The following is a 24,347-nucleotide window of genomic DNA, read 5'->3' on the forward strand; positions in this document are numbered from 1 at the left end:
TGAAAAATTACTGAGATGAACATTCAATTTAATCAGGTTATGCCCTTCCCACTCGCTTCCATTTCTCATGGATCGGATAGTATCTGGGGGAATGTTGCAAAACTCGAAACCGGCAAAAAAATTCTTCTGAATGCATCTTCCGGAAAGGGGAAATCTACCTTTTCCATGACTGTCTTTGGAATTCGAAAAGATTACGATGGCACGATTCTCTATGATGGTCGGGACATCAAAACATTTTCGGTAGACGAATGGGTTGAAATCCGTCAGCGAAAAATTTCAACCGTTTTCCAGGATCTTCAGCTTTTTCATAAGTTGACCGTTGCAGAAAACTTACAGCTTAAAAATCAACTGACCGACTTCAAATCGGAGCAAGAAATCAAATCCTTGCTTGCAGAATTGGAAATCGATCACAAATGGAATGATCCGTGCGGTTTATTATCCATGGGACAGCAGCAACGCGTAGCGATCGTTCGTTCACTTTGTCAGCCTTTCAACTGGTTGGTGCTGGACGAACCCTTTTCCCATTTGGATGAGCGCAACAGTCTTCGTTGCCTTTCCATGATTGATGCGGAATGCAACAGTCAAAAAGCAGGATTTGTACTCACCTCTTTGGATGACGACAATCGCTTCTCTTATGATTACGAATTAAAGCTCTGAGCCATGTTACGCAAATTACTTTTCCAACACCAGGATAAACGCCAGTTGATAATTGCCGTTGTCGGAGCTTTCTTGGGAATGACTTTCCTGATCACATCCATTCATTATTTGATCAAAGTGAATGATTTCGGGAAAGGAGCGGATATCCTGGGACCAAATACCGTCATTGTTCAGAAAAAAGTATCCAGCTTCAACACGCTCAATATTGCAAAACCGGATTTTTCATTGAGTGAAATCGAGCAGATGAAAAAAGAACCTTTCATTTTGGATGTGAAGCCGGTTGAATCGAACAATTTCAATATCACTATAGAAACTGCAGATCCGTCAGTTCCAAGGTTTAGAGGAGATATCTTCATCCAAACTGTAGATCCTGATTTTCTGAATATCAAGTCGAAAGATTTTCATTGGAAACAAGGTGATACACTCGTTCCGATTCTTATGCCGCGCGATTTATTGGTCATGATGAACATGTTTATGAGTTCCAAAAACATGCCTCAGATCAGTGATGAACTGGCGATGGATATCAAATTCAAATTTGCTTTGATCAGTGACACCGGGAAACAATACATTTCATGTAGAATTATCGGTTTTACGAATGATATGCCTTCTGTTTTAGTACCGCAAAGCTTTATGACCTGGGCAAATAATCGTTTTGCACCGAATGCAGAACAGAAAATTACCCAAATCATGATTTCAGGGAAAGAAAATGAATTCGGTTTGGTGGAACAAATGCTGGAGAAAAAACACCTGGAATCCAAAAATGCGCAAGTTGCTATCGGTCGTTTGAAAAGCATGGTAGGAACGCTGATCCTGGTTGTTCTTGGAATCTCCATCATTGCTGTTTTCCTTTCGGGATTGGTTCTGATCCAGTATTTGCAATTGCTACTTAGTAAAAACCTATATGAAGTTCGAACACTGATGCGTTTAGGACATCACCCTAACACCTTGGTAAAGAATTTCTTCGTCTATTTCTCCAAAGTTTTTGGAATAATTGGCATGCTCAGTTTGGTCGCTTTTATCGGATTTAAACTATTTTTAGACTCGGTATTTGAATCGGGAGGATTATATATCGACACAGGTTTAAGCCTACTCAGTATTCTTGCTTTAGTATTGGCTTATTCCTTATTCGCCTTGGCTTCCTATCTGAGTGCCCGCAAAGGAATTTACGAACAGAACAATGGTTAATTTTCTGTTAAACCAATGACTTTATTAAATTTGCTACGTCATGATAATAAATAAAAACTCAAACATGAAACAACTTCTTGTAATTACACTGCTACTTGCTTCAAATTTTGGATTTAGTCAAAAAATACGCTTCAAAGTAGATGGAGCAAAAGACACAACGGTATTCCTGACAAAATACTATGGTTCCAAACTATTTTATGCAGATACGGCAGAAATGAAAGGTGGAGTCGTTGAATTCACTGCAAAGAAAGATTTAAAACCGGGAATTGTAGCACTTTTGATGCCGGGACAAAAATACTTCGAAGTAATTTACAACAACGAAGAGATTAATATTGAAACAAAAGCTCCGGACTTCGTTGCCAATATGAAAGTGAAGAAATCCGAAGAAAACAAAGTGTTTGTCGCTTATATCAATTACTTGCAGGAACAACGGAAAGCAGCTACCAAAATTTCGGATGCACGCAAGCTTTTAAAGGAAGGTGATTCTCAATACAAACGTTTGGGCGAACAATTGGATTCTGTTTCCAAATTGGTTGCTGCCTACCAAACTAATTTACAGAAAGAAAACCCAACAAAATTGGTTGCCAAAATCATCAAAATGTCCATGGACGTGGTGGTTCCGGAAGCTCCAAAAGACGCAAACGGGAAAGTAATCAATGAAAACTTCAGATACCAGTATTACCGTGCTCATTACTGGGACAATATTGATTTGAAAGATGACCGTTTGGTAAACACACCGGTTTTCGGTTCAAAAATGGAATACTTCTTCGGTAAGAACATGTTGGTTCAACACCCCGACACCGTTTTATCATTCGCTTTTCCATTCTGTGACCAATTCGACAAGAAATCCGAGCTATTCAAATACTCAGTGGACTATATCACCAATACCTTTGCTAAATCAAACATCATGGGAATGGACAAAGTGTACGTTTTCATGGTGAACCGTTATTACTGTCAGAATGATGCTACAGGAAATTCACTTGCATATTGGATGAAAGACAAAGAGAAATTGAAAGAATTGTGTGATGACAATAAGGTGAAAATGAACCTGGTTCAAGGTGTTCGTCCTCCGAATATTATTTTACGTGATACCACAGACGTTAACTGGAGAGATTTCTACAGTTTGAAAAGCGAATACACGATCCTTTACTTCTGGGATCCGGAATGTGGACACTGTAAGAAAACAACTCCGAAATTGCAGACTTTGTATGAAAAGAAATTTAAAGCCCGCAACGTAGAGATTTTCTCTGTTGGGAAAGCGACAAATGAAGATTTCGAAAAATGGAAAAAATTCATTCGTGATAACAAACTGACATTCATCAATGTAGGTTTGACTAAAAAACTGTTTGAAGATGCAACTGCAGATCCAAGACAATTCATTCCGAAATATACGACCTTGGAATCATTGAACTATCACGACACCTATGATATCTACGCAACTCCTAGAATCTTCGTGCTGGACAAAGACAAAAAAATCATCGCGAAACAATTGACGATTTCCCAGTTGGAAGATTTCATTGACCGCATGCAGAATATTAAGGATGCCGAAAAATTATTCCCTCCGGATCCGGAAGAGGAAGCTCATTGATAACTAAAAGCCCCGATCCCGTACTTATGAGATCGGGGCTTTTTCGTTCGTGTAATTTAGTGGTGCTAAAGAATATCAAATCTTAATACCTTTATTCTGTTTCCAGATCTTATTCAGAAATCCGCTCATTTCAATAAATTCAAATGACCATGAATCAGTTGGCGATCACTATTTCTTGAGGATTTAAATTCGATACGCCAGGTATAAACTCCTTCCTGAGCCGGTTCATCATGATAGGTTCCATCCCAACCTACTTCTGCATTCTGCGATTCAAAAACAACTTCTCCCCAACGATTAAACACTTGAAAATTGAAATCCGTCAGGTCGAAACCTGAAGTAAAAACCGGACGGAAAACCTGATTAAATTCATTTCCATCAGGCGTAAATGAGTTCGGAACGTAGTAAATAACTCCGGCTTCCATGTAAACCTTTCCATAGGCGATATCACTGCAACCATTGTCATCGGTGACGGTCAGACTTATCAGATATGATTCAAACCCATCAGGAGAATAACTATGCAAGGGTTCAAAAAGGTCCGAAGATCCCTGCCCATCGCCAAAGTTCCATTCGTAGTGTGTTGCTCCAATGGAATTGTTGACCATTGTTGTAGTAGTATTTTCTTCATTTAAACTAATCGGAGAAGGATAGAATGAAGCAACCGGAACCGGTGAAACGCAAACGATGGAAGGAAAATTGGCTGAATTGACACAACCGGCATTGGAAGTCACATTCATAGTCAGGTCATAACAACCGGGATTTTCAAAGACCGCAAATTGATCACCACATCCGTTTAGCATCGTTCCATTCGAAAAAGTCCAGGTACAATTAGCGCAATCGGTCGATAAATTATCAAACATAACCGTTAATGGAACACAACCTGAAGGGACGGATGAAGTTACTGAGACAATAGGCAGCGGATTTACCGTAACCTGAACGCTATCTGTATTAGAACAGGTCATATTCGAACTTGTCGCTGTGACGATGTAAACAGTCGTTGTTTGTGGTGAAAAAGACACACTGTCGACCACTCCATGATCCCAGCTAAAAGTGGCATTGGTAGCCGATGAAGCATGTAATATCACGTTTTCTCCCACACAGATATCCTGATCGGGTCCAGCGTCCACGGTTATGCTATCCAGAGTAACCAAAATAGTATCTCTCATCGAGCAAATCAGGTTTCCATATGTTACTGAAAGCCAATACTCGCCCGAAGCTGTAACGGTAAGAGTAGGTGTTGTTGCACCGGTAGACCATAAATAACCCGTTGCATTTATATTGGGGTTAACGACTACAATGGGGCTACAATCCTCGATATCAGGTCCGATATCGATTGTGGCAGGTAAGAAAGTACTTTCAGGCAAGGTCTGATTGAAAGAATAAACTGGTCCGAACTGACCTGGAGCGGCACCATACGTTTGCATATAGCAACTGGAACTGCTGTTTAAAGTCACCCCTGCATTCCCTGGAATAAACTGGGTTGTAACATTTGCAGGGATTAAACTGCCGGAAATTTGAATCAGACCTGTTCCGCCACCACCACCCGGTCCGAAACAACCGGGATAAGTAGTTTGCTGATCTCCTCCATTCCCACCGTTAACGCGCAATTGCAAAGCTCCGCTGAATGAATTCACATCAAAAACAAGCGTACCGCCTGCTCCGCCTCCACCCGAACCGTCACCGATATTATTCGGTACAACGGCAACATTCTCTCCGTTTGATTCGATATATGAATTATTGGATTGGATCATTCCTGCCCGGATAATGATTATTCCACCACCATCAGACCCGGAAGTTCCTACACCATTATTGTGATCGGAAGAACCGCCTCCTCCTCCCATAAAAATTCGCGGGAGACCGTAACCCAATGCAAAACCGCCTTCTCCTCCAAGTGGTTGCTGTCCGCAGAAATTCGCCTGATCACCGCCCCGACCTCCTTTGCTTCCATTAGACCCTCCACCACCTCCGCTATTGTGTTTATTTCCGCCACCGCCACCATTGGCCAATGCACCTCGTCCTCCATCCATCAATACATTTGTATGTGCAATTCCTTCTCCTTTCCCAGCTCCATAGCCTGATGAAACAGGATAAAAGTAATTCTGAAAACTACCACAACCTCCGTCCGGGTTTGTGCAAGCAAAAGAACCTCTGAATCCTTTTCCCGTTAAGGAAATCGGTGCATTCAAGGTAAGTGTTCCTGAGACTTCCATAACCAGCACTCCTCCTGTACTTCCATTCCAATCGGGAGCAGTAAGTGTTCCGGTAACCGTGGTATTACTATATTGAGGAACAAGTATTAACTGAACAAGCCCGGTTACTTCATAACTATTAAGGAGTCTGTATTGAAAACTGACCAAATTTCCTGAAATGGATGAAATGGTTGCAAATTCGTAATGCCCGCTGCTGTTATAATTCGTAACGGTCCCAAAAGCAGCTGTATTAGACGTGTTGATATCCGCCCCCTTCATTTGAATAATCAGTACGCGATCTCCGACAGAAAAAACAGAAGCGTCCCATACTTCAACCTCATTGCAAGAAATATTGGTTACCGGAGTATATTGGTTAATCACTCCCGATATTTGCGCATCAATTTGATTGAACAAACAACTCTGAGCAAAAGTTAGAAGTAGGAACCAGAATTTCATAGGTAATTTTTATTAAAGAACGTATTATTACCTTAAAATAGTGTGTTTAAATTATGTAATGTAAAAATCATGTTCTTATATGTTCCTTATCCGATTTATTCTGTTGAACTTCCTGTTTTGTTGTGTTAAATTACGGTGAGCAATAAGTTAATTCTGTATTTTTATAGCACACTACACTCCTTATGAAAATTACTCTTGCGCTACTCTTACCGATTCTTTTCGTCCCCTATTTTTTAATTGCCCAATGTCCGACTTGTGGAAATGGCGTTGTTGATGCCGGAGAAACAAGTGCGAATTGTCCTTCAGACGTTTCCCACACGGCAACTTGTACAAGCCCCTGCACTCAGCCTGGTTCTGCAGAATCCGCAACAGGAATTCGTCAGGCTTTTGATTTTGTTGGAACAGCAACCTGGTCTGCAACCGGTTTACCAACTGGCTGGACTTTTGGAGGTGCTCCAAGTTCAACTACTGCAGGAGCAGTCCCTGCCGCAGATGTATATGGCGCGAAAGCAGGTCTGGTTCAACCGAATTGTTCCGGAAGTTGCACGGCAACCAATGGGTTTTGCATTGGGAACTTAGCAAATACAGTTGCTGTCGGTGGAGGTGGTGCAAACGGAAAATTAGGAGCAAACTTTGATGGAAGGGCAAATATCAACCAAAATCTGAGTTACGCGGCTCTTCGCGGACAAAGCAATCCCACTTTGGTTTCCCCTACTTTCAATATGGCTTCTGTTGAAGGATTCAAGGTACAATTCTGGCTTTTCCCTTCCGAAACCTCATGCGGACAGTCCAATTCCTGGGGATCTTGTGTTGGCAATGCGGCATTTTTGGATTTTTCAGCGAATGGAGGAACAACTTGGACACAAGTCATGCAAATGGATATCAGTTCGTCGAATACCGATATGTGCACCAATAATTCCACCAATACCAAATGGTTGACGGAAAGTGCCTGGTCACGGGTTTGCCTGACCGTGTATAAATCAGCGACAGCTCCCGGAAATTATTATACCGCGGCAACCGGAACCACCGCTGCCTCAGGAATCATGGTGAATAGCGCTTATTTCACTTCGACCTTCAAATTCCGGATCAGATACTCCCAAACAGCAAGCTGTACTTCTGGAATTACTACCACCAATCCGGGGCGTTACCTGGCAATCGACTATCCGGTCATCACTTCCGGAAACGAGATGATCCCTTGTGGAATCTCCTTCTCAAACATGTGCGGTTACGGTTCCGATAATAATGATGATGGAGTCGGATCCAGTACTTTGACAACACAAACTACTGCTTTCTCAACGGTTAAAAGAAGTGTGAATCAAGCCGAAAGAGGCGTCGAGATTTTCAATTCCCAAAATACCACATTTGGAAATCAAAATTTATCCGGATCTACTTTCGCAACGAATTATGATCTTTGTAATGCGGAAGGAGGTGATCAGCAATGTATTGACTGGCAGTCTAACAACAATGCTTACACCGTTGCTTACGAATGTATTACCGATTGGGAAGCTCCTACTTCCGGAATCAATGTGAATTATTATAAGGGAACAACTCCGCAATCTTTTGGACTCTCGAAAGTAACTACAGTCGGAAAAACAGCTTCTATTGGCTGGAGGTATTCCGGGGCTCGTTTTGTGAATTGTGACGGAAGTTTGGATTTGAACCCGGGATGCAATGGTTATCTGTTCCTTTCCAACTCCTTACCGACTCAATTCAGTCGCGGGTTTTATGGATTAGCTACAAATAGTACCGGACAATCCTGGTCGTATTACGGTGCCACGAGCTGCAGTAATTATTTCAACGGTCCAACCTTTGCTCCGATTGCCATTCCAACAGCCTTACCAAGTGCAACGAATTACACAACTTGCAACGGAAGTGATCTGGTCTTCACGGCGGATGTCAATTATTGTTCCTCAAGCAGCTTTACCGGTTCTTCTTCAATCAGTATCACAGGGCCCGGCGGATTCTCCGAAACCATCCCTGGAGGCTCAACCGGAGTCAATCCGGTTACTGTTGCAGGAGAATATTATCTGACAGGACACACACCGACAACTCCCTCCCAGTGTTTGGATTGCGGACGAACCATCTGCGTAACGGTTTCTCAGTTGGAAACTGACAATTGTTTGACGGCCCTGCCTGTTGGTTTGAAGAACTTCAGAATTGAAAAATCAACCAATACTTCTCACCTGCTTTGGGAAACGGAAAGTGAGGAGAATAGTGATTATTTTGAAATTCAACGTTCCGAGAAGGGAGCGGATTTCACCTCCATTGGAACAGTTGCAGCCAAAGGAATGAGTAACCAGGTACAACTCTATCAGTTCACGGATTCGGATCCATTCATGGCAACGTCTTATTATCGTTTAAAAATGGTAGATCTGAATGGAGCTGCACGCTTATCTGCTATTGTTTCTGTGAATCATGGAAGTGAATCCGTTCAGGTGATTCCAAACCCGAATAATGGCAGCTTCCAAGTGATCGGATTGAATGGAATGAGCAAATTGGAGCTTTGTGATTTGCAAGGAAAAGTCCTTCAGGTAAAAGAAACGAATGAAGAAATGACGTCTTTTGAAACGGGGCAGAAATCAGGAGTTTATGTGCTTCGGATTAGTAGTTCAAAGGGAATTGAAACGATAAGAGTGCTGGTGAAATAGTTTCCCACGGAGGAACACAGAGGTTTAATACAGGTGACTGAGCGGAGTCGAAGTTACCAATGGATTAATCATAAACACCCTCCAAATCACTGCGCTCATTCTTAGGAATCCGGAAAAGCAATACCAGGCCAACAATAAAGAAGAACGCCACAGAAACAACCGAATAACGAATTGATTCGAAACCGATTTCCATCAGACCAAAGAAAAGGGTTCCTGTAACGATACCGATTTTCTCTGTTGCATCGTAGAACGAAAAGTAACTGGCGTGATCTTCCGTTTCCGGTAAGTATTTTGAATAGGTGGAACGAGCCAAAGCCTGAACACCTCCCATTACAATTCCCACTGCACAAGCCAACCCGTAAAACTGAACCGGTGTCTCAATAACGAAAGCGGCAGCACAAACACCCAACCAAATGACAATGGAAATTCCCAATGTTTTGACATTACCGATTCTTCCGGATAAACGCGACATGACGAATGCTCCTGCTGCTCCCAATAATTGAATCAACAAGATGGCAATAATGAGTCCGCTGTCATCCACTTTCCCGTCTTTTACCGGCCAGGCTATTTCCTTCTTAGCAAAGAAAGTCGCCATCAACATGACGGTCTGAACTCCCGTATTGAAAAAGAAAAAAGAGGTCAAATAGCGTTTCAAGCGTCTTGTTTTTCGGAATTCTGCAAATACACCTTTCAATTCTTTGAAACCTTTCCAGATATATCCTTTCTCCTTAACGCGGGTGGAGGTTGTATTCGGTAAGACGCGGTATGTAAATTGAGAAAAACCTACCCACCAGAGACCGACTAATATAAAACAGTAATGAACAGGCATTGTGGTTTCGACCTTCGTAGTTGCCGGATCATCAAAAAAGTCGAAAATAGGAACTTGTATCAAAACCAAACAAATGATCAACAAAACCATTGATCCGATATACCCCATCGAAAATCCGCGGGCGGAAATCTTATCCATGTCTTTTTTCGGCGCAATCTCCGGCAAATACGAATTATAGAATACCAAACTGTTCCAAAAACCAATGCTGGCGAAGAAAAGGGAGAGCATCGCAACTTCCAGTAAACCGTCGCGCATCAGATCTGTAAAGAAATAAAGCGACATACAGGAAGCAGCCCCCAAATAACAGAAGAATTGCAAGAAGCGTTTTTTGTTTCCACGATAATCTGCAATTCCTGACAAAAATGGAGATGAAAAAGAAACGATTAAAAACGACGCAGAAAGGACAAAACTCATCAAAGCAGAATTCGGAATGTGCAATCCGAAGAAATCCACCATTACTTCTTCTCCTTTTGCCAAAGTAACTTCGTTTGCATTTTCCCAAAGAGCACCTTTCTCCTTTACCTTGTACATTTTTGTGGTAACCGTATCGTAGAAAATCGGGAAAATGGCGGATGAAATAACGAGATTGTAAACTGAGTTTGCCCAGTCGTACATCACCCAACCTTTAATCACTTTCTTGTCGCCTTTCTGTATTGCCATAGCCGGTTTTTAAGCTGTAACCTGATTCACATAATCATTCAGATATGCGAAATAAGTCGTTAGATTTCCATTCAGATCTGTTTCAGAGCCTCTTCCGATAATGTTATCCGGATCATCCCCGAATAAATGCGGGAAAACCGATTTGATCAATTCACTTCCAAAATCTTCCGAAGCATCTTTAGGCAATTCACAAGGCAAATTATCCACTGCCATTACGGTAATCGATCCGGGTTGTTTCCAGTCACATTCCTGACCTGTTTTCGGATCATATCCATAAAACGGATCTGCAATTTTAGAAGCACGAAGAGTGGATGCAATCGGTCCCTGAATATCACAGGAAACATCCGCAACCACTTGAATCTTATTTTTATCCGACGCCAAATCAGCAGTGGTTAAGATGAATGGGGATTTATTGCTCCAGAAATGACAAGCAATGTAAACATCCGCTACCTCCGAATAACGAGCAAAACTGGATTCGTAAATCTCAGGTGTGCTGTAAAATTCGGATTTCACAAATGGTTTCCCGTCTTTTCTTCTGTAATAATCTTCAATTTCCAAATGCGTGAAAACCGGAGTTTCGAATTTTCCTGTCAGGAATTCTTCCGGACTCACTTCCGTAAACGGCAACAGGTCCATGATTTCACGGGCTCCATACCCCACTCTTCCGAATCCTGTCAACACCAATTTCATGTTCTCGGGAAAAACTGCCTTGTGCAATTCCTCTTCCATCGCTTTTCTACCGGAACATTCGTTCGCAGGTTTCAACTGGAATAGGTTCATCTTTTCTCCGTATGCGCGAATACCATTGTAAGCACCGACAATTCCGGCGTAACGGCCAAAACCGATAATGCGTTTGTTTTCCTTCGACTTGAGAACTTCGTAATCAATCAGTTGGATTTTCTTATCCAAAATTGCACGTAACAGGTTCCTATTGTATGGTTGTTTCTTTAAGGTATGCGAAAAGAAAAGGAATTTCCTTCCGGGAATCAAATCAGCGATGTTTACCTCTTTTACCCCCATAATAATGTCACAATCCGACAAATCCTTTACCACTTCTATCCCCTCAGCTACATATTCTTCGTCCTTGAACGCACGAATTGGACTTTCCTGAACAAGTACCTTCACTTGTGGAAATTTCATTTCAACCAACTTGCACTGTTTCGGGGTGAGTGGAACTCGCTTATCAGGTGGCACTTTGCCTTCCCTGATGATGCCTAATTTCACTTGATTCATGTTGTGTTTAATATTCTTTTATTGGTTCTGACAGGAGAAAGTTATCTATAAATTCTCTTACTACACCTGCCCCACCATTTTTTGTTAATACAATATCTACTTCTTTCTTGACTTCCTGAGCTGCATCTTTCGGACACGCACTCAGTCCCACTTCACGTATGATCGATAAATCATTGATATCATCGCCAATTATTGCAACTTCGTTCAAAGAAATGGATAATTCCTCACACCATTGTCTCAGAACGGTAATTTTTTGATCACGACCAACGTACACATGTTTGATTTTCAGTGTTTCAGCTCTGTTACGAATCATCTGATCTATAAATCCGGATGAAATAATCCCACACACCAATCCTTTTTCCTGTGCTTTCATAATTCCCATCCCATCTTTGGAATTATACTTTTTAATCTGATCTCCCGATTCCGTATAATACATTCCGGCATCCGTCATTACACCATCCACATCTAAAATGAGAAGCTTGATCTTTTCGATCTTACTTTTCAAATGATCAAAGATGAATAATGGTTTGAATAACAAGGAATAGAAATCAACCTCGTATTCTTCAGCGATTGCCTCCAAATCCAGGATGGATAGTTCCGTAACCCCATCGACATCGAAATCTTTCAGCATCTGATAAAAATCAACACCGAACTTTGCGCAAAGGCCTTTTATATTTTGCTCTAAAAACATCAAAGAATTTTATATCCAACGCTTGAAGCAATCGGACTAAGCGTTTGTAATAATTGTTTGAACTCTTCGTGATTCAATTGCTGAGAAGCATCCGATTTGGCCACTTTTGGATTTGGATGTACTTCAACCAATAATCCGTCAACTCCCAAAGCGATACAAGCTCTTGATAATCCAGCGACACCATAGGCATATCCCATTGCGTGACTTGGATCCAAAATTACCGGAAGATTCGTATAGTGCTTCAACCACTCCACTCCACATAAATCCAAAGTAAAACGTGTTCCGGTTTCGAATGTGCGGATTCCACGCTCACACAAAACCACATTTTCATTTCCTCCGGAAAGAACAAACTCCGCAGCCTGAACAAACTCTTGTAAAGTCGTTCCGAATCCGCGTTTGATTAGAACAGTTTTTTGCGTTTTTGCACACGCACGTAAAATTCCCTGATCGTACATTGCTTTCGCTCCAACCTGGATTACATCCGCATGTTCGATAATTTCATCGATATGTGTTGCATCACGCGCTTCCGTAACTACAGAAAAACCATACTCATCTCGCATTTTACCAAGCAATTTCAATCCTTCCAATCCCATTCCCTGGAAACTATATGGACTTGTTCTTGGTTTGTAACAGCCGCCGCGAAGCGCAGTCAATCCCAATGATTTCAACAACTCGGAAGATTCCCGGATCTGTTCTTCGGACTCAACCGAACACGGACCCGAAATCAAAATGGTGTTTCCGGTTTTACCTCCAATGGTTACATCTCCGATTTTCACTTCTCTTGTTTCAGAGCGGTAATTTCTGGATGCCAATTGCATGTCGTTCGGGAATACCCAATGTTCTTCCGTAACTGCTTCCAAAGCTGCAGGAACTTCCTTTACTCCGGATCCCGTTACCAATACATTTACTCCTTGGGAAACCAAGTGAAATGCTTTGTTTTCCGCAGCCAATCTAGCCGCATCAGCCGTACTTACTGATTTCTTTAAATGAATGATCATATTTCCCCTTTAATCAGGTTTACGAATGTTAATATCCCTTTTGCTTTGTTATTCCCATCAACAACGGGTAAATAAAGAATCGGGAACGAATATTTTTTAATTTGTTGTAGTAAGTCGTTTACTGTTGCCGTTTCGTGAATAACCAACGGTTTTGAGTTCATTATTTCAGCAATGGATTCGTGGTTTAAGTTTCCATCCGTACGGATCAGACTTTTCCGGATATCCGCATTGGAAATCAATCCGCGTAAATTGGATGTCTGGTCAACAACCAGTGTGAAACCCAACTTCCCATCCTCAATTGAATTCAAAACAGTAGAAAGCGAAGCATTTTCGTCTACTGCAGGAGATTCGGTCAGCGGAATCATGAAATCCTTTACCAAAAATTGAGAATCTACATTTCGCTTGGTCAGATCCATCAAGGCATGTCCAACACTTGGTGCATTAAACAAGTAAGACCCCGAAACAGAAGTATGAACCCCCATGTTCCGAAGAATAAATGAAACCTCTCCGTTCACTCCGCCATCCACATGAACGGACTTGGAAGGATATTTCTTTTGGAAATCGCGAATCTTCTTGAAATTCACCGCATCAAAAACTCCACCGCTCTGACCTGGTATGGTTGCCATGAACAGGATGAAATCAAAATTGCTGTATTTGTCAAATGCTTCGATGGAAGTCGGAGTAATGACAGCCAATCCTTTTTTTCCGGTAATATCTGAAGGGATTATCAGTTCTTGTTCCAGATCTTCAACCTGGAAAGTCACGTATTCCACAGGAACCTCCCGAAGCAGATCATAATAATTGGATGGATGCTTGGTGATGATATGCAAGTCAATTGGAATCGTACACCATGTTCTGATCTTACTGATGTCCTGAAAAACAGAAGGATCATCATTGCAATCAACATGCAACAGATCCACATGGTGAGCGGCCAGATCTTTTATGGTTTCCGACAGGTCACGTTTCTTATCCGAATAAATCGAAGCAGATATTCTCATAAAGCAAAAATAGCTAAAGTATTCCCTTTAGAAGGCATATTGAAAGAATGATATTAACAGAATTTACACAAAATTGGATTCGTATTTTAACATCTCGTTTTATTTTGTCGTAACTTGATGAAAATAACAATCCAACTTGTTTTTTAGGACAAAAATCGGGCAGCCTGTGCTGGAGTTGGAAGTGCACAAAAACTGGGAGCCAATCGCATTCTTCGCTTTGCAATTGCATGATAGATTCCATCACGGATAAATCGCGGACAAATCCATCCAATCTTTCCGAGTGTAAATGGGAAACGCAAATGATTCAAAACCTTCAATGCAGCAGTAGAGCGGTTATTTAGTTTTTGACCATCCCAAAAATAAAAGGTGGACAGATCCATATCCTCGATTCCCTGTCTTCTGAAAAAATCGGTTGCGAAATCTTTTTGAAGCGCACAAAATTGAATTGCTTCGTTTTTTTCATGATTCAGGACAAATTGCACCGTCTTATTACAAAAACCGCAATCGCCATCATAAAAAATTATTGGTTTGTCCATTAAAACAAAGATACAAAATAGCAGGAGAATCGTATTTTTGAGAACACAAAGAATTACAAACCGGATAAATGTCGTTTCAAAATCCTTTGCGCACTTTGCTTCTTCGCGGTTAATTAAGAATTCCACTTTTTTTAAACCGCAAAGAGTGAAAGAACGCAAAGAGTGAAACAATCTTTCTGGTTTTGTGAGTAACTTAAAAATAAACACATGAATTTTGGAATTTTACTTTCCGGATCCGGAGTATATGACGGGGCGGAAATTCAAGAAGCTGTATTGAGTATGTTGGCAGTTTCCGAATTGGGAGACACTTATACTTGTATTGGTGTGAATGCAGATCAATTCCATGTAATAAATCACGTAACGGGAGAACCCATGAATGAATCCCGGAACATGTACGTTGAGGCTGCCCGGATTGCCCGTGGAAGTATCGTTCCAATTCAGGATATTCAACCGGCAGATCTGGATGGACTGATTATTCCGGGTGGATTTGGCAATGCGAAAAATTTCACGAAATGGGCATTTGACGGTCCTGATGGAGCAATCCTTCCGGAAGTTAAATTACTGATCGTAAACATGGTGAATGTTGGAAAACCAATTGCCGCCTTGTGTGTGAGCCCGGTGGTTGTGGCTAAAGCACTGGAAGGTTCCGGTATCCATGCTTCGCTTACTTTGGGAACTACTGCTGAGTCATCTCCTTATGATATTGAAGCTTTTTCGCAAGGATTGGAAAAAACAGGCGCCACAGCAGCATATAAATCCGTGAAAGAAATCCAGATCGATCAAGCGAATAAGATTATTACAGCTCCTTGCTATATGATGGATGCTTCCATTAGCGATGTCTGGAAGAATATTCAACAAGCCGTCGCTGAGCTTAAAAAAATGGCAACGATATGATTCCTGACTATTTAGAACGATCCGGTTCTTATAAAAACACTGTTAATCAACTAAATAAACGACTTCAATTAATTGGTTGGTCGAGATTGGCAGCACTGCTGATTTCAGGAGCAGGTTTTTATTTTTCCCGGTCTGAAAACGGACTTCCATTTCTGATCGGTGGAATTGTTTTCCTTGGTTTTTTTGCATTTCTGGTTAGTTACCATTTTAAAGTAAAACGCAAACTACAAGTAGCTTCCACTTATCATTGGCTTAACGAATCGGAGCATTTGTTTGTAACCGAATCAAAGCCGTATTATGAAGATGGAAAAGAGTTTTTGGATACCAGACACCCCTATTCATTCGACATTGATCTATTCGGACCTCATTCCTTATTTCAGCATCTGAATCGAACTTCAACGGTAATCGGCAGTGAAAAACTGGCTTCTTCCTTACTTCAAACCCAAAGTACCGAATCTTTAATCCAGACCCAGGAAGCAATCCGGGAAGTAGCTGAAGATCTGGAATGGCGACAAGCTTTTCAGGTTTACGCCAAATTGGGGAAAGACACCCAGGAAATCCGCAACTACATCGAACACTGGCAGGATTCAAAACAATCGATTTCCATCATTTCAACCATTCTGGCATTTGTGTTTCCGGCTTTAGGACTGATCAGTATGATTTTCCTGTGGCAAACCGGTCAGGTTTATTGGTTCAATGTAGGTGTAATCCTTTCAGTGATCAACATGCTTCTATTCGGAGCAATCTCAGGAAAAATCCGAAAAGAAATCGGGAAAACGGAACGAATCGGAGCATCTCTTCTTGCTTATAGCGAAATGTTGAAATTGCTCGAGAACCGAGTTTGGAAATCAACCAGATTGAAAGAAATCCATGCAAAAGCCCACTCTAAAAATCAGGCTGCGAGTTCCTTGTTGAAAGAAGCTTCACGGATTTATGAAAATCTGGACAGTATTAATAATGGTATGGCGGTATTCCTTTTAAACTCTACCGTTCAATACCATGTTCACATCTTCAGACAATTGGTCAAATGGAAGAAAAGTCACCGGGAATCGATCAGCCAATGGATCGAACAGATTGCAGAAGTTGAAAGCATTCTTTCCTTCAGTAACTTCCATGTGAACAATCCGGAATACTGCTTTCCTAAGCTTGATAGCGAACAAATCTCATTCGAAGAACTGGGGCATCCATTGATTCAAAAATCAACACGCGTCTGCAATTCCATTTCATTCGACCAGGAACGCTTCATGATCCTTACCGGATCGAATATGTCCGGGAAAAGTACTTTCCTCAGAACATTGGGAATCGGCGTGATCTTATCCAATGCAGGCTCCGTTATTCCTGCTAAAAGCGCTTCTTTCCACCCTATTCCCTTACTCGTTTCCATGCGTTTAAGTGATTCATTGGAAGAAAGCACCTCTTATTTCTTTTCGGAAGTCAAACGCTTGAAACTGATTATAGACAATTTGAATAATGGTCCCGCTTTTGTCCTTTTGGATGAGATCTTGCGCGGAACCAATTCAGACGACAAACAAAACGGGACAATCGGAATCGTGGAGCAAATGGTCCGACTGAACGCAATTGGAATGATCGCAACCCACGATCTGGAAGTTTGCGAAACCACCAATGCTCATCCGTCGTACTTAAGCAACCAATGCTTTGAGGTGGAAATCCGGGATAATGATCTGTTCTTTGACTACAAACTTCGCAAGGGCATTTGTCAAAATAAAAGTGCTACTTTCATCATGAAAAAATACCAGATAATTTGAAAACAACAGCAATCATTTCGCTACTCCTCTTCCCCTTTTTCGGAAGTTCCCAATTGACTGATATTACTACAAATATCATCACAAATCCAGGAAATCTGAACGCGTATGTTCACGAACCGGTGAATAAACCGACTAAAAAAATCCCTTTGGTTTTAGTACTTCATGGATGTAATCAGGACGCCATTGAGATTTCAAGTGGCTCAGGCTGGAACATGCTTGCTGATTCTTTGAATTTCCTGGTGCTTTATGCGGAACAAAGAGGAGCGAATAACGTGTTCAAATGTTTCAATTGGTTTTCGAAAGAGGATCAGGAAAAAGACAAAGGTGAAATTGCCAGCATTCACGAAATGGTGAAATATGCCGTCTCTCACTACTCCATTGACACTTCAAAGATCTTCATTTACGGAGTAAGTGCCGGAGCGGCGATGAGTGTGAACTACATGGCTTGTTATCCGGGCACGATCAAATCAGGAGCTATTTTAGCCGGAACAGCTTACAAACAGGCGGAATCCGCTGGGAAATCTTTTTCCGAGATGAAACAACCTACTATGTTTGACGAAGCCAATCTGCGCCGAAAACTGTATTCACAAGATTCACTTTATACCGGAGAATTTCCGCAATTGATCGTCATCCACGGAACGGAAGACAAGGTGGTTCAATATGGAAACGGAGAAGTCTTGGTAAAGCAATGGAAAACCGTGTTTAACGTCACTTCAGAATCCATGAAACAAGTTGTTGCAGGTGCCACTACTCCAACGATTATGCGCACAGATTATAAAGATGCGAAAGGTCGCTCGGTCATCATTTTGTATAAGGCAAATAAATGGGGACATTACCTGATGATTGACCCGGGACCGGGAATCAAACAAGGCGGGGAAGTCTCTAAACATGCGAAGGACGGGGATTTCTTCAGCACCTATCAAATAGCCAGGGATTGGAACTTAGCGAAGTAACGGTTAATAAGTTATTAACCTAAGTTTTGGTTCAATAAATTGAAAATCAGTACATTATCACAAATCAATCAAACGATTTGTTCTTATTCTGTTAATATTTATACTAGAAAAAGGCTGATTTTTTCATGAATCCATGTACTTTTGCACCGAAATAACGTTGCCCGCAGCGCTTACGCAGTAGCTCTTCACCTTCGCTTAACCGCTTTAGTGGAGCAAGGACGGCGGAAGCGCAAGGACAAAACAAAAAGACATTGTATGAATGAATTTGGTAAGCGAGGAAAAAACGCCGATTTGAAAGCAACAATCGGATTAGAAAATCTCGGTAACGTATTCTGGAATTTAACACCAGCAGAACTAGTAGAAGACACTATCCTTGGCGGTCAAGGTGTTTTAACAGACACAGGAGCAATCGCGATTGAGACAGGTGAATTTACCGGGAGATCTCCAAAAGATCGCTTTGTTGTTCGTGATGCGAATACTGAAAACAGTGTTTGGTGGGGTGATGTGAACATTCCTCTTTCTACGGAACAGTTTGATGCGTTATACAACCGCATGAAGGCTTACTTGATTGACAAAGATGTGTATGTACGTGATGCGTATGCTTGTGCTGACGAAAAATTCAGAATGAACATTCGTGTGACAGCTGAATTCCCTTGGTCAAACATGTTTGCATACAATATGTTCTTGCGTCCTACTGATGCTGAAATCGAAAACTTTGATGCAGAGTGGAACATCGTTTGTGCTCCGGGATTCAAAGCTGATCCGACAATCGACGGAACACGTCAAGCTAATTTCGCGATTCTGAACTTCACACGTAAAATGATCATTATCGGTGGTACCGGATATACAGGTGAGATCAAGAAAGGTATTTTCTCTGTATTGAACTACGTTTTACCACACGAGAAGAACGTACTTTCCATGCACTGTTCTGCAAATGTTGGTGAAGCCGGAGATACTGCTATTTTCTTCGGATTGTCCGGAACAGGAAAAACAACCCTGTCTTCCGATCCGAATCGCCGTTTGATCGGTGATGACGAGCACGGTTGGTCAGACAATTCAGTATTCAACTTCGAAGGAGGTTGTTACGCAAAAACAATCGATTTATCGAAAGAAAAAGAACCGCAAATTTACGATGCAATCAAGTTTGGGGCAATCTTGGAGAACATTGGCTTCCACGAAGGAACTTCAACTCCGGATTACACAGACGGATCAATTACTGAAAACACACGCGTTTCTTATCCGATTGATTTCATTGAAAACATCATGACTCCTTCTATCGGGTCAGGACCAAAAAATATTTTCTTCCTTACAGCTGATGCATTCGGTGTATTGCCTCCGATCTCTCGTTTAACGAAAGAACAAGCGATGTACCACTTCATGTCAGGATACACAGCGAAAGTTGCTGGAACAGAGGTTGGTATCACAGAACCGACAACTACGTTCTCCGCTTGTTTCGGAAAAGCATTTTTACCGCTTCACCCTGCGAAATACGCAAAATTATTAGGTGAAAAATTACACGGTACAGATATCAAAGTTTGGTTAATCAACACAGGTTGGTCCGGTGGATCTTACGGTGTAGGAAGCAGAATGAAATTGTCTTATACAAGATCAATGATCACTGCAGCCTTGACAGGAAAACTGGACAATGTTGCTTTCGAGACATTACCGGTATTCGAATTGTCATTCCCTACTTCATGTCCTGAAGTTCCTGCTGAGATCTTAAATCCGCGTGAAACTTGGGCTGATAAATCGGCATACGACAAAACTGCCAACCATTTGGCTGATCAGTTCGTTAAGAACTTTGAACAGTATGCAGCAGAAACATCTACGGATATTTTAGCAGCAGCGCCGAAAGTGACTGTTTAATCAAGTTTTATTATTTAGTTCGAAAGGCTTCTCAATTTGAGGAGCCTTTTTTATTTTCATTTAACCGCAAAGAAAATAAGAACGCAAAGAGACTTCTGTTAGTCATCCTTTATCTTTGGAGGCTAATTCTAAGATTTCGTTTTACTGTATTCAAAATCTGAATTCTATTGGATAGTTTAGGTTGATTGTTCCACAAAAGTTAGGTTCAATCCTTTGCGTTCTTCGCATCTTAGCGGTAAAAAATAAAATGGGTTTAATGAACCACAAAGAATGAACGCTTACGTCGTAGCTCTTTGCTTCTTCGCAGTTAAATGAGTAAGTTTATATCTATGAAAGCACTTCTTTTTTCGCTGATCTGTTTCGTTGCACTCGGGACAAATGCCCAATTGGATTTCAAGAAAATCTCGGATAGTTCTTACGTCTTTACAACTTACCAGGTCTATAAGGATGTGAAAATATCTTCACACGGTTTGCTGAAAATCACGAGCGGTGGCGTTGTCATGATCGATACTCCTTGGGATACGACTCAGTTTCAACCCTTGTTGGATTCCATTGACTTGAAGTTTCATAAAAAAGTCCTGATGGTGATCTCCACCCATTGGCATGAAGACCGGACTGCCGGTTTGGATTATTACAAGAGCAAAGGAATCAAGACATACAGTACGTATGCTACGAAGAATTTATGTCGCGAAAACAACCTTCCTCAAGCTCAATACACCTTTGAAGGAGATACGACATTCAATATTTACAATACAATTATTGAAACCTATTATCCGGGAGCGGGACATGCTTCCGATAACATCGTGGTTTATTTCCCGAAAGACAAGTTGCTCGTTGGCGGATGCTTTGTAAAATCCGTTGAAGCACAGGATCTGGGAAATCTTTCGGATGCCAATATTGGAATGTGGCCCGTTGCAGCCAGGAACCTGATGAAAAAATACCCGAAAGTGAAAACAGTCATTCCGGGTCACCAGAAAATAGCACCTGGTAAAAAAGCACTGAAACACACCCTGAAACTCGCCAAAAAACACTACAAAGGCAGAAAACAGGATAAGAAAAAGGCGAAGCACTAAATCTCATGTCGCACATCTTCAAACAACATCTTGAAAAATTCATTTCCGTTTCCGACGAAGAGTTTGAAGCAATTTTGAGTTATTTCAAAGTGATTCGCGTTTCGAAAAAAGAACTCTTGCAGGAAGAAGGAAAGATTTGCCGTCACCACTATTTTGTTCTTACAGGATGTCTTCGAAAATTCCTGATCAATGAAAAGGGAGTCGAAGTAACTACCGAATTCGCTTTGGAAACCTGGTGGTTATCCGATAACCGGGCTTTCGAGTTTCAGACAGAAGCCCTGTTCAGTATTCAGGCAGTCGAAAATTCAGAAATCCTGACTATTGACTTTCAATCACAGGAGAAATTATACCGGGATTTCCCGGTCATGGAACGCTATTTCCGATACGTTTATCAGCGTGCCTTTGCAGCCTATCAAATGCGGATCAACTATTTATATACGATGTCTAAGGAAGACTATTTCTTTCATTTCTACGATTCCTATCCGGCATTTGTTCAGCGGGTTCCGCAATACCTGCTAGCTTCTTTCCTTGGTCTTACTCCGGAATATCTAAGTGAATTGAGACGTAAAAAGCGTTCTTAAACCAGTTTAAGATTTTTTGATTCCTTGTTCCTGACCTTTGTCTTGTAAATAAATTTCAAACAAATGGAAAAGAGAATCAACATCTTAGAAACAGAACCGGCAGCAACAAAAGCAATGTACGGTTTGGGCGGTTACATCGAAAAAAGCGCCTTGACAAAAACGCATCAGGAACTGATCAAATTGCGGGCTTCACAAATCAATGGTTGTGCCTTTTGTATCGATATGCACACAACAGATGCATTGAAACAAGGAGAAACACCTCAACGGATTGTCCTATTGAATGCATGGAGAGAAGTAAATGATTTGTACACCAAGGAAGAGCGCATTGTTTTGGCCTTGACAGAAGCTGTGACGCTTATTTCACAAGGAGGAATTCCCTCCGATTTATACAACGAAGCAAGCGAAACATTTGACGCGAATTATTTGTCACAGATCATCATGGCTATTGTGACCATCAATTCGTGGAACCGCATTGCGATTAGTGGGTTGTTTCAACCGGCGAAGTAGTTGGGAACTAAATCCCGTTTTTTTTCTTTCCCACAAATGCGCAAATGAAAAAGGCGCGCTTACCAGTCGCACCTGAGATGCACAAGAGACGACCGGTAGGCGTCTCAGAAAATTTGTGCATTTGTGGTAATATCTTTTCAATTTCCAAGATAAGTGTAAGCTTATCCTCCTGTTACCGTGATAACTAAATGCAACGCTACTCACAAAGGAATATTTTCCAGCGCAATTTAGCCCCACTCATCACCATCACTTCCATCGGTTCAAACTTCTTGGCAGCCTCATAATCCACTTCCAACATGTATATTCCCGGCTGAATATGCCTGAAATCACACCCCAATTTATCCGTAATTCGCTCGTAAGTCTGCTCCTTATTCGATAATTTCACCTTTGCACCCGTCAGGTAATCGCTGCACAAACAATAAAGATCCACATGAATGATGGCTGTAATCGTGTCCATCAAAACCGTCACCTCATTTCCTTCCAATCTGGAAACACACGAATCCAATACAAATGATTTGGTGTCTGGATTATTTCCTGCTTCGCTTTGAACGGGTGTTGAATTGGTAATGGTTGTGTTCTCTTCTTTACCCGATTCTTTCACAGGAACCTGAGTGTGGGCAACGGAGGAGAACAAGAATAATATCATGGAAGTTATGTGGAATTGTCTGAGGAGAATTTGCATAGTGAAATATAAGTGAAATTGTTTTATGAATTCCTAAAAGGTATATTTGAATATTATCTTCTATAATTTCTCTAATTAAAATGATTAATCGGTCACATTTGATTTTCCTTCTTCTTGTTTCACTTTTAAGTGCATGTCACAATACAAGTTTTGATTCTGTAAAATGGAAAAACTGGAAGGAAATCGACGGGACAAATGACCGATGGGATATGTCAGATGATTTGATTGATAATTATTTGAAAAAGGGAATAACGATTAAGGAAGTTGAAATATTACTTAGTGATAGCCTTACAAAGCAGGAAACAGGAAATATTGATTTATATTATAGCTTAGGTCCATGCAGAAGCGGAATCAGTTATGGCGGTCTAACAATTACTTTTAGGAATGGAAAGCTCGAAAAGATAAGCAGGACCTGCAGATAATTCTTTTCTGAATCAGATATCAAATTAGGAAACTTCTTGATTTGGGTATAAATGGAAGTTCATCCTTCATATACCATTATGAGAACAAAAAAATCCCTCACCATTACTGACGAGGGATTTCCTATTTTATTTGTGGTAGCAAATAATCAATCGAGATCTGTAACTAGTTGATGTTTCTCGATCAATTTCCTTAAATTAATCAACGCATAACGCATTCTTCCCAATGCAGTGTTGATCGAAATATTTTCTGCCTCAGCGATGTCCTTGAATGAAAGATCCTGGAAAATGCGTTTCTCAATGATCTCTTTCTGACTTTCCGGCAAATGCTGGATCAACTGGATCATCTGTGTTTCCAATTCTGTTTTGGAAATGCTTTGCTCCACATTCAGTTCATCCATTTTCAGAACGGAAAAAATGTTGAAGTCGTCACTTTTTGCATTGCGCTCACTGATCAGTTTCATTCTTCCATGTTTACGGAAGTAATCAATTACCAGGTTTTGTGCAATACGCATCGCCCAGGGTAAGAATTTACCTTCTTCATTGTAATTACCCAACTTCAATGTTTGGATGATTTTTACGAATGTTTCCTGGAAAATATCTTCCGCAATTTCTCGTTCACGAATCTTGTGATAGATGGAACGATATATTTTATCCTTATGACGTAACAATAGAACTTCGAATGCTTGTTCGTTACCTTCTAAATAATAATGTATAAGGACTTGATCGTCTAGAAATTTCATAGCCATAACTCTACTCTTAAAGGTTTAACCAGTTGTTTATTAACAGTTTAAAGTAGAATTCTTTCTATAGGCGTTATGAATTATTTTTGGAAAGATAGAACTTTTCATTATAAAATCAAAAAAAAGCTTAAAAAATTACGAATTCCAAGTAACGAATCTTGAATTAGTGACTTAAGCTTCGAGTTTCTTCCACCATCT

At 41.0% G+C, this 24,347-nt stretch carries 21 protein-coding genes; 12 read left to right on the forward strand and 9 right to left on the reverse strand.

Annotated elements, in window-relative coordinates; translation table 11 throughout:
- The first annotated feature begins 15 nt into the window (after positions 1-15).
- The 3 genes from AAG807_RS05695 to AAG807_RS05705 all read left to right on the forward strand — a co-directional run bounded on the left by AAG807_RS05695 (position 16) and on the right by AAG807_RS05705 (position 3,430).
- Complete coding sequence (locus AAG807_RS05695; RefSeq protein WP_341901521.1) at positions 16-657, forward strand: ATP-binding cassette domain-containing protein; 642 nt, start codon at positions 16-18, stop codon at positions 655-657.
- Positions 658-660: 3 nt separating this feature from the next.
- The gene (locus tag AAG807_RS05700; RefSeq protein ID WP_341901522.1) at positions 661-1,842 is read left to right on the forward strand and encodes a hypothetical protein; all 1,182 of its coding nucleotides are present in this window, start codon (positions 661-663) and stop codon (positions 1,840-1,842) included.
- A gap of 64 nt (positions 1,843-1,906) precedes the next feature.
- Positions 1,907-3,430: a thioredoxin-like domain-containing protein gene (locus AAG807_RS05705; protein WP_341901523.1), complete on the forward strand. Its 1,524-nt coding sequence runs from the start codon at positions 1,907-1,909 to the stop codon at positions 3,428-3,430.
- 125 nt (positions 3,431-3,555) lie between these two features.
- Here the strand turns inward: AAG807_RS05705 and AAG807_RS05710 are convergent, their stop codons facing one another.
- Positions 3,556-6,072 carry a PKD domain-containing protein gene (locus tag AAG807_RS05710; protein ID WP_341901524.1) on the reverse strand — a complete coding sequence of 839 codons (2,517 nt, stop codon included), beginning with the start codon at positions 6,070-6,072 and terminating at the stop codon, positions 3,556-3,558.
- 182 nt (positions 6,073-6,254) lie between these two features.
- On the opposite strand from AAG807_RS05710, the gene AAG807_RS05715 reads away from it, so the two are divergent.
- Positions 6,255-8,720 (forward strand): T9SS type A sorting domain-containing protein, encoded by a 2,466-nt coding sequence (locus tag AAG807_RS05715; protein ID WP_341901525.1) that lies wholly within the window; start codon positions 6,255-6,257, stop codon positions 8,718-8,720.
- 64 nt (positions 8,721-8,784) lie between these two features.
- Here the strand turns inward: AAG807_RS05715 and AAG807_RS05720 are convergent, their stop codons facing one another.
- The 6 genes from AAG807_RS05720 to AAG807_RS05745 all read right to left on the reverse strand — a co-directional run bounded on the left by AAG807_RS05720 (position 8,785) and on the right by AAG807_RS05745 (position 14,665).
- Positions 8,785-10,209: an MFS transporter gene (locus AAG807_RS05720; protein WP_341901526.1), complete on the reverse strand. Its 1,425-nt coding sequence runs from the start codon at positions 10,207-10,209 to the stop codon at positions 8,785-8,787.
- Positions 10,210-10,218: 9 nt separating this feature from the next.
- Complete coding sequence (locus tag AAG807_RS05725; protein ID WP_341901527.1) at positions 10,219-11,442, reverse strand: NAD(P)-dependent oxidoreductase; 1,224 nt, start codon at positions 11,440-11,442, stop codon at positions 10,219-10,221.
- A gap of 7 nt (positions 11,443-11,449) precedes the next feature.
- Positions 11,450-12,073: an HAD hydrolase family protein gene (locus AAG807_RS05730; RefSeq protein ID WP_341901528.1), complete on the reverse strand. Its 624-nt coding sequence runs from the start codon at positions 12,071-12,073 to the stop codon at positions 11,450-11,452.
- A 59-nt stretch (positions 12,074-12,132) separates the two neighbouring features.
- Positions 12,133-13,131 carry a 3-deoxy-7-phosphoheptulonate synthase gene (gene aroF, locus AAG807_RS05735; protein ID WP_341901529.1) on the reverse strand — a complete coding sequence of 333 codons (999 nt, stop codon included), beginning with the start codon at positions 13,129-13,131 and terminating at the stop codon, positions 12,133-12,135.
- Entirely contained in the window at positions 13,128-14,129 is a 1,002-nt protein-coding gene (locus tag AAG807_RS05740; protein WP_341901530.1) for a CBS domain-containing protein, read from the reverse strand. The genes aroF and AAG807_RS05740 overlap by 4 nt, the downstream gene beginning before the upstream one ends.
- 143 nt (positions 14,130-14,272) lie before the next feature.
- A complete protein-coding gene (locus AAG807_RS05745; protein ID WP_341901531.1) occupies positions 14,273-14,665 on the reverse strand; it encodes a DCC1-like thiol-disulfide oxidoreductase family protein in 393 nt (130 codons plus the stop codon).
- A 207-nt stretch (positions 14,666-14,872) separates the two neighbouring features.
- On the opposite strand from AAG807_RS05745, the gene elbB reads away from it, so the two are divergent.
- The 7 genes from elbB (at position 14,873) to AAG807_RS05780 (ending at position 22,305) form a co-directional block, all read left to right on the forward strand.
- The gene (gene elbB, locus AAG807_RS05750) at positions 14,873-15,559 is read left to right on the forward strand and encodes an isoprenoid biosynthesis glyoxalase ElbB (RefSeq protein WP_341901532.1); all 687 of its coding nucleotides are present in this window, start codon (positions 14,873-14,875) and stop codon (positions 15,557-15,559) included.
- Positions 15,556-17,325: a DNA mismatch repair protein gene (locus tag AAG807_RS05755; RefSeq protein WP_341901533.1), complete on the forward strand. Its 1,770-nt coding sequence runs from the start codon at positions 15,556-15,558 to the stop codon at positions 17,323-17,325. The genes elbB and AAG807_RS05755 overlap by 4 nt, the downstream gene beginning before the upstream one ends.
- Positions 17,322-18,278 carry a PHB depolymerase family esterase gene (locus AAG807_RS05760; RefSeq protein ID WP_341901534.1) on the forward strand — a complete coding sequence of 319 codons (957 nt, stop codon included), beginning with the start codon at positions 17,322-17,324 and terminating at the stop codon, positions 18,276-18,278. The genes AAG807_RS05755 and AAG807_RS05760 overlap by 4 nt, the downstream gene beginning before the upstream one ends.
- A gap of 255 nt (positions 18,279-18,533) precedes the next feature.
- A complete protein-coding gene (pckA, locus tag AAG807_RS05765) occupies positions 18,534-20,144 on the forward strand; it encodes a phosphoenolpyruvate carboxykinase (ATP) (RefSeq protein ID WP_341901535.1) in 1,611 nt (536 codons plus the stop codon).
- Between the two features lie 329 nt (positions 20,145-20,473).
- Positions 20,474-21,217, forward strand: a complete 744-nt coding sequence (bla, locus tag AAG807_RS05770; RefSeq protein WP_341901536.1) for a subclass B1 metallo-beta-lactamase — start codon at positions 20,474-20,476, stop codon at positions 21,215-21,217.
- 5 nt (positions 21,218-21,222) lie between these two features.
- A complete protein-coding gene (locus AAG807_RS05775) occupies positions 21,223-21,798 on the forward strand; it encodes a Crp/Fnr family transcriptional regulator (RefSeq protein WP_341901537.1) in 576 nt (191 codons plus the stop codon).
- Between the two features lie 63 nt (positions 21,799-21,861).
- A complete protein-coding gene (locus AAG807_RS05780) occupies positions 21,862-22,305 on the forward strand; it encodes a carboxymuconolactone decarboxylase family protein (protein WP_341901538.1) in 444 nt (147 codons plus the stop codon).
- A gap of 196 nt (positions 22,306-22,501) precedes the next feature.
- On the opposite strand, the gene AAG807_RS05785 is transcribed toward AAG807_RS05780, so the two are convergent.
- Positions 22,502-22,951 (reverse strand): hypothetical protein, encoded by a 450-nt coding sequence (locus AAG807_RS05785; RefSeq protein ID WP_341901539.1) that lies wholly within the window; start codon positions 22,949-22,951, stop codon positions 22,502-22,504.
- Between the two features lie 116 nt (positions 22,952-23,067).
- Here AAG807_RS05785 and AAG807_RS05790 point away from each other — a divergent pair, with 116 nt between their 5' ends.
- A complete protein-coding gene (locus AAG807_RS05790; RefSeq protein ID WP_341901540.1) occupies positions 23,068-23,409 on the forward strand; it encodes a hypothetical protein in 342 nt (113 codons plus the stop codon).
- A gap of 146 nt (positions 23,410-23,555) precedes the next feature.
- On the opposite strand, the gene AAG807_RS05795 is transcribed toward AAG807_RS05790, so the two are convergent.
- Entirely contained in the window at positions 23,556-24,155 is a 600-nt protein-coding gene (locus tag AAG807_RS05795) for a sigma-70 family RNA polymerase sigma factor (protein WP_341901541.1), read from the reverse strand.
- Positions 24,156-24,347 lie beyond the last annotated feature (192 nt).

This window comes from Fluviicola taffensis DSM 16823 (assembly GCF_943372375.1).
In the GTDB taxonomy this organism is placed as follows: Bacteria; Bacteroidota; Bacteroidia; order Flavobacteriales_D; family Crocinitomicaceae; genus Fluviicola; species Fluviicola taffensis_A.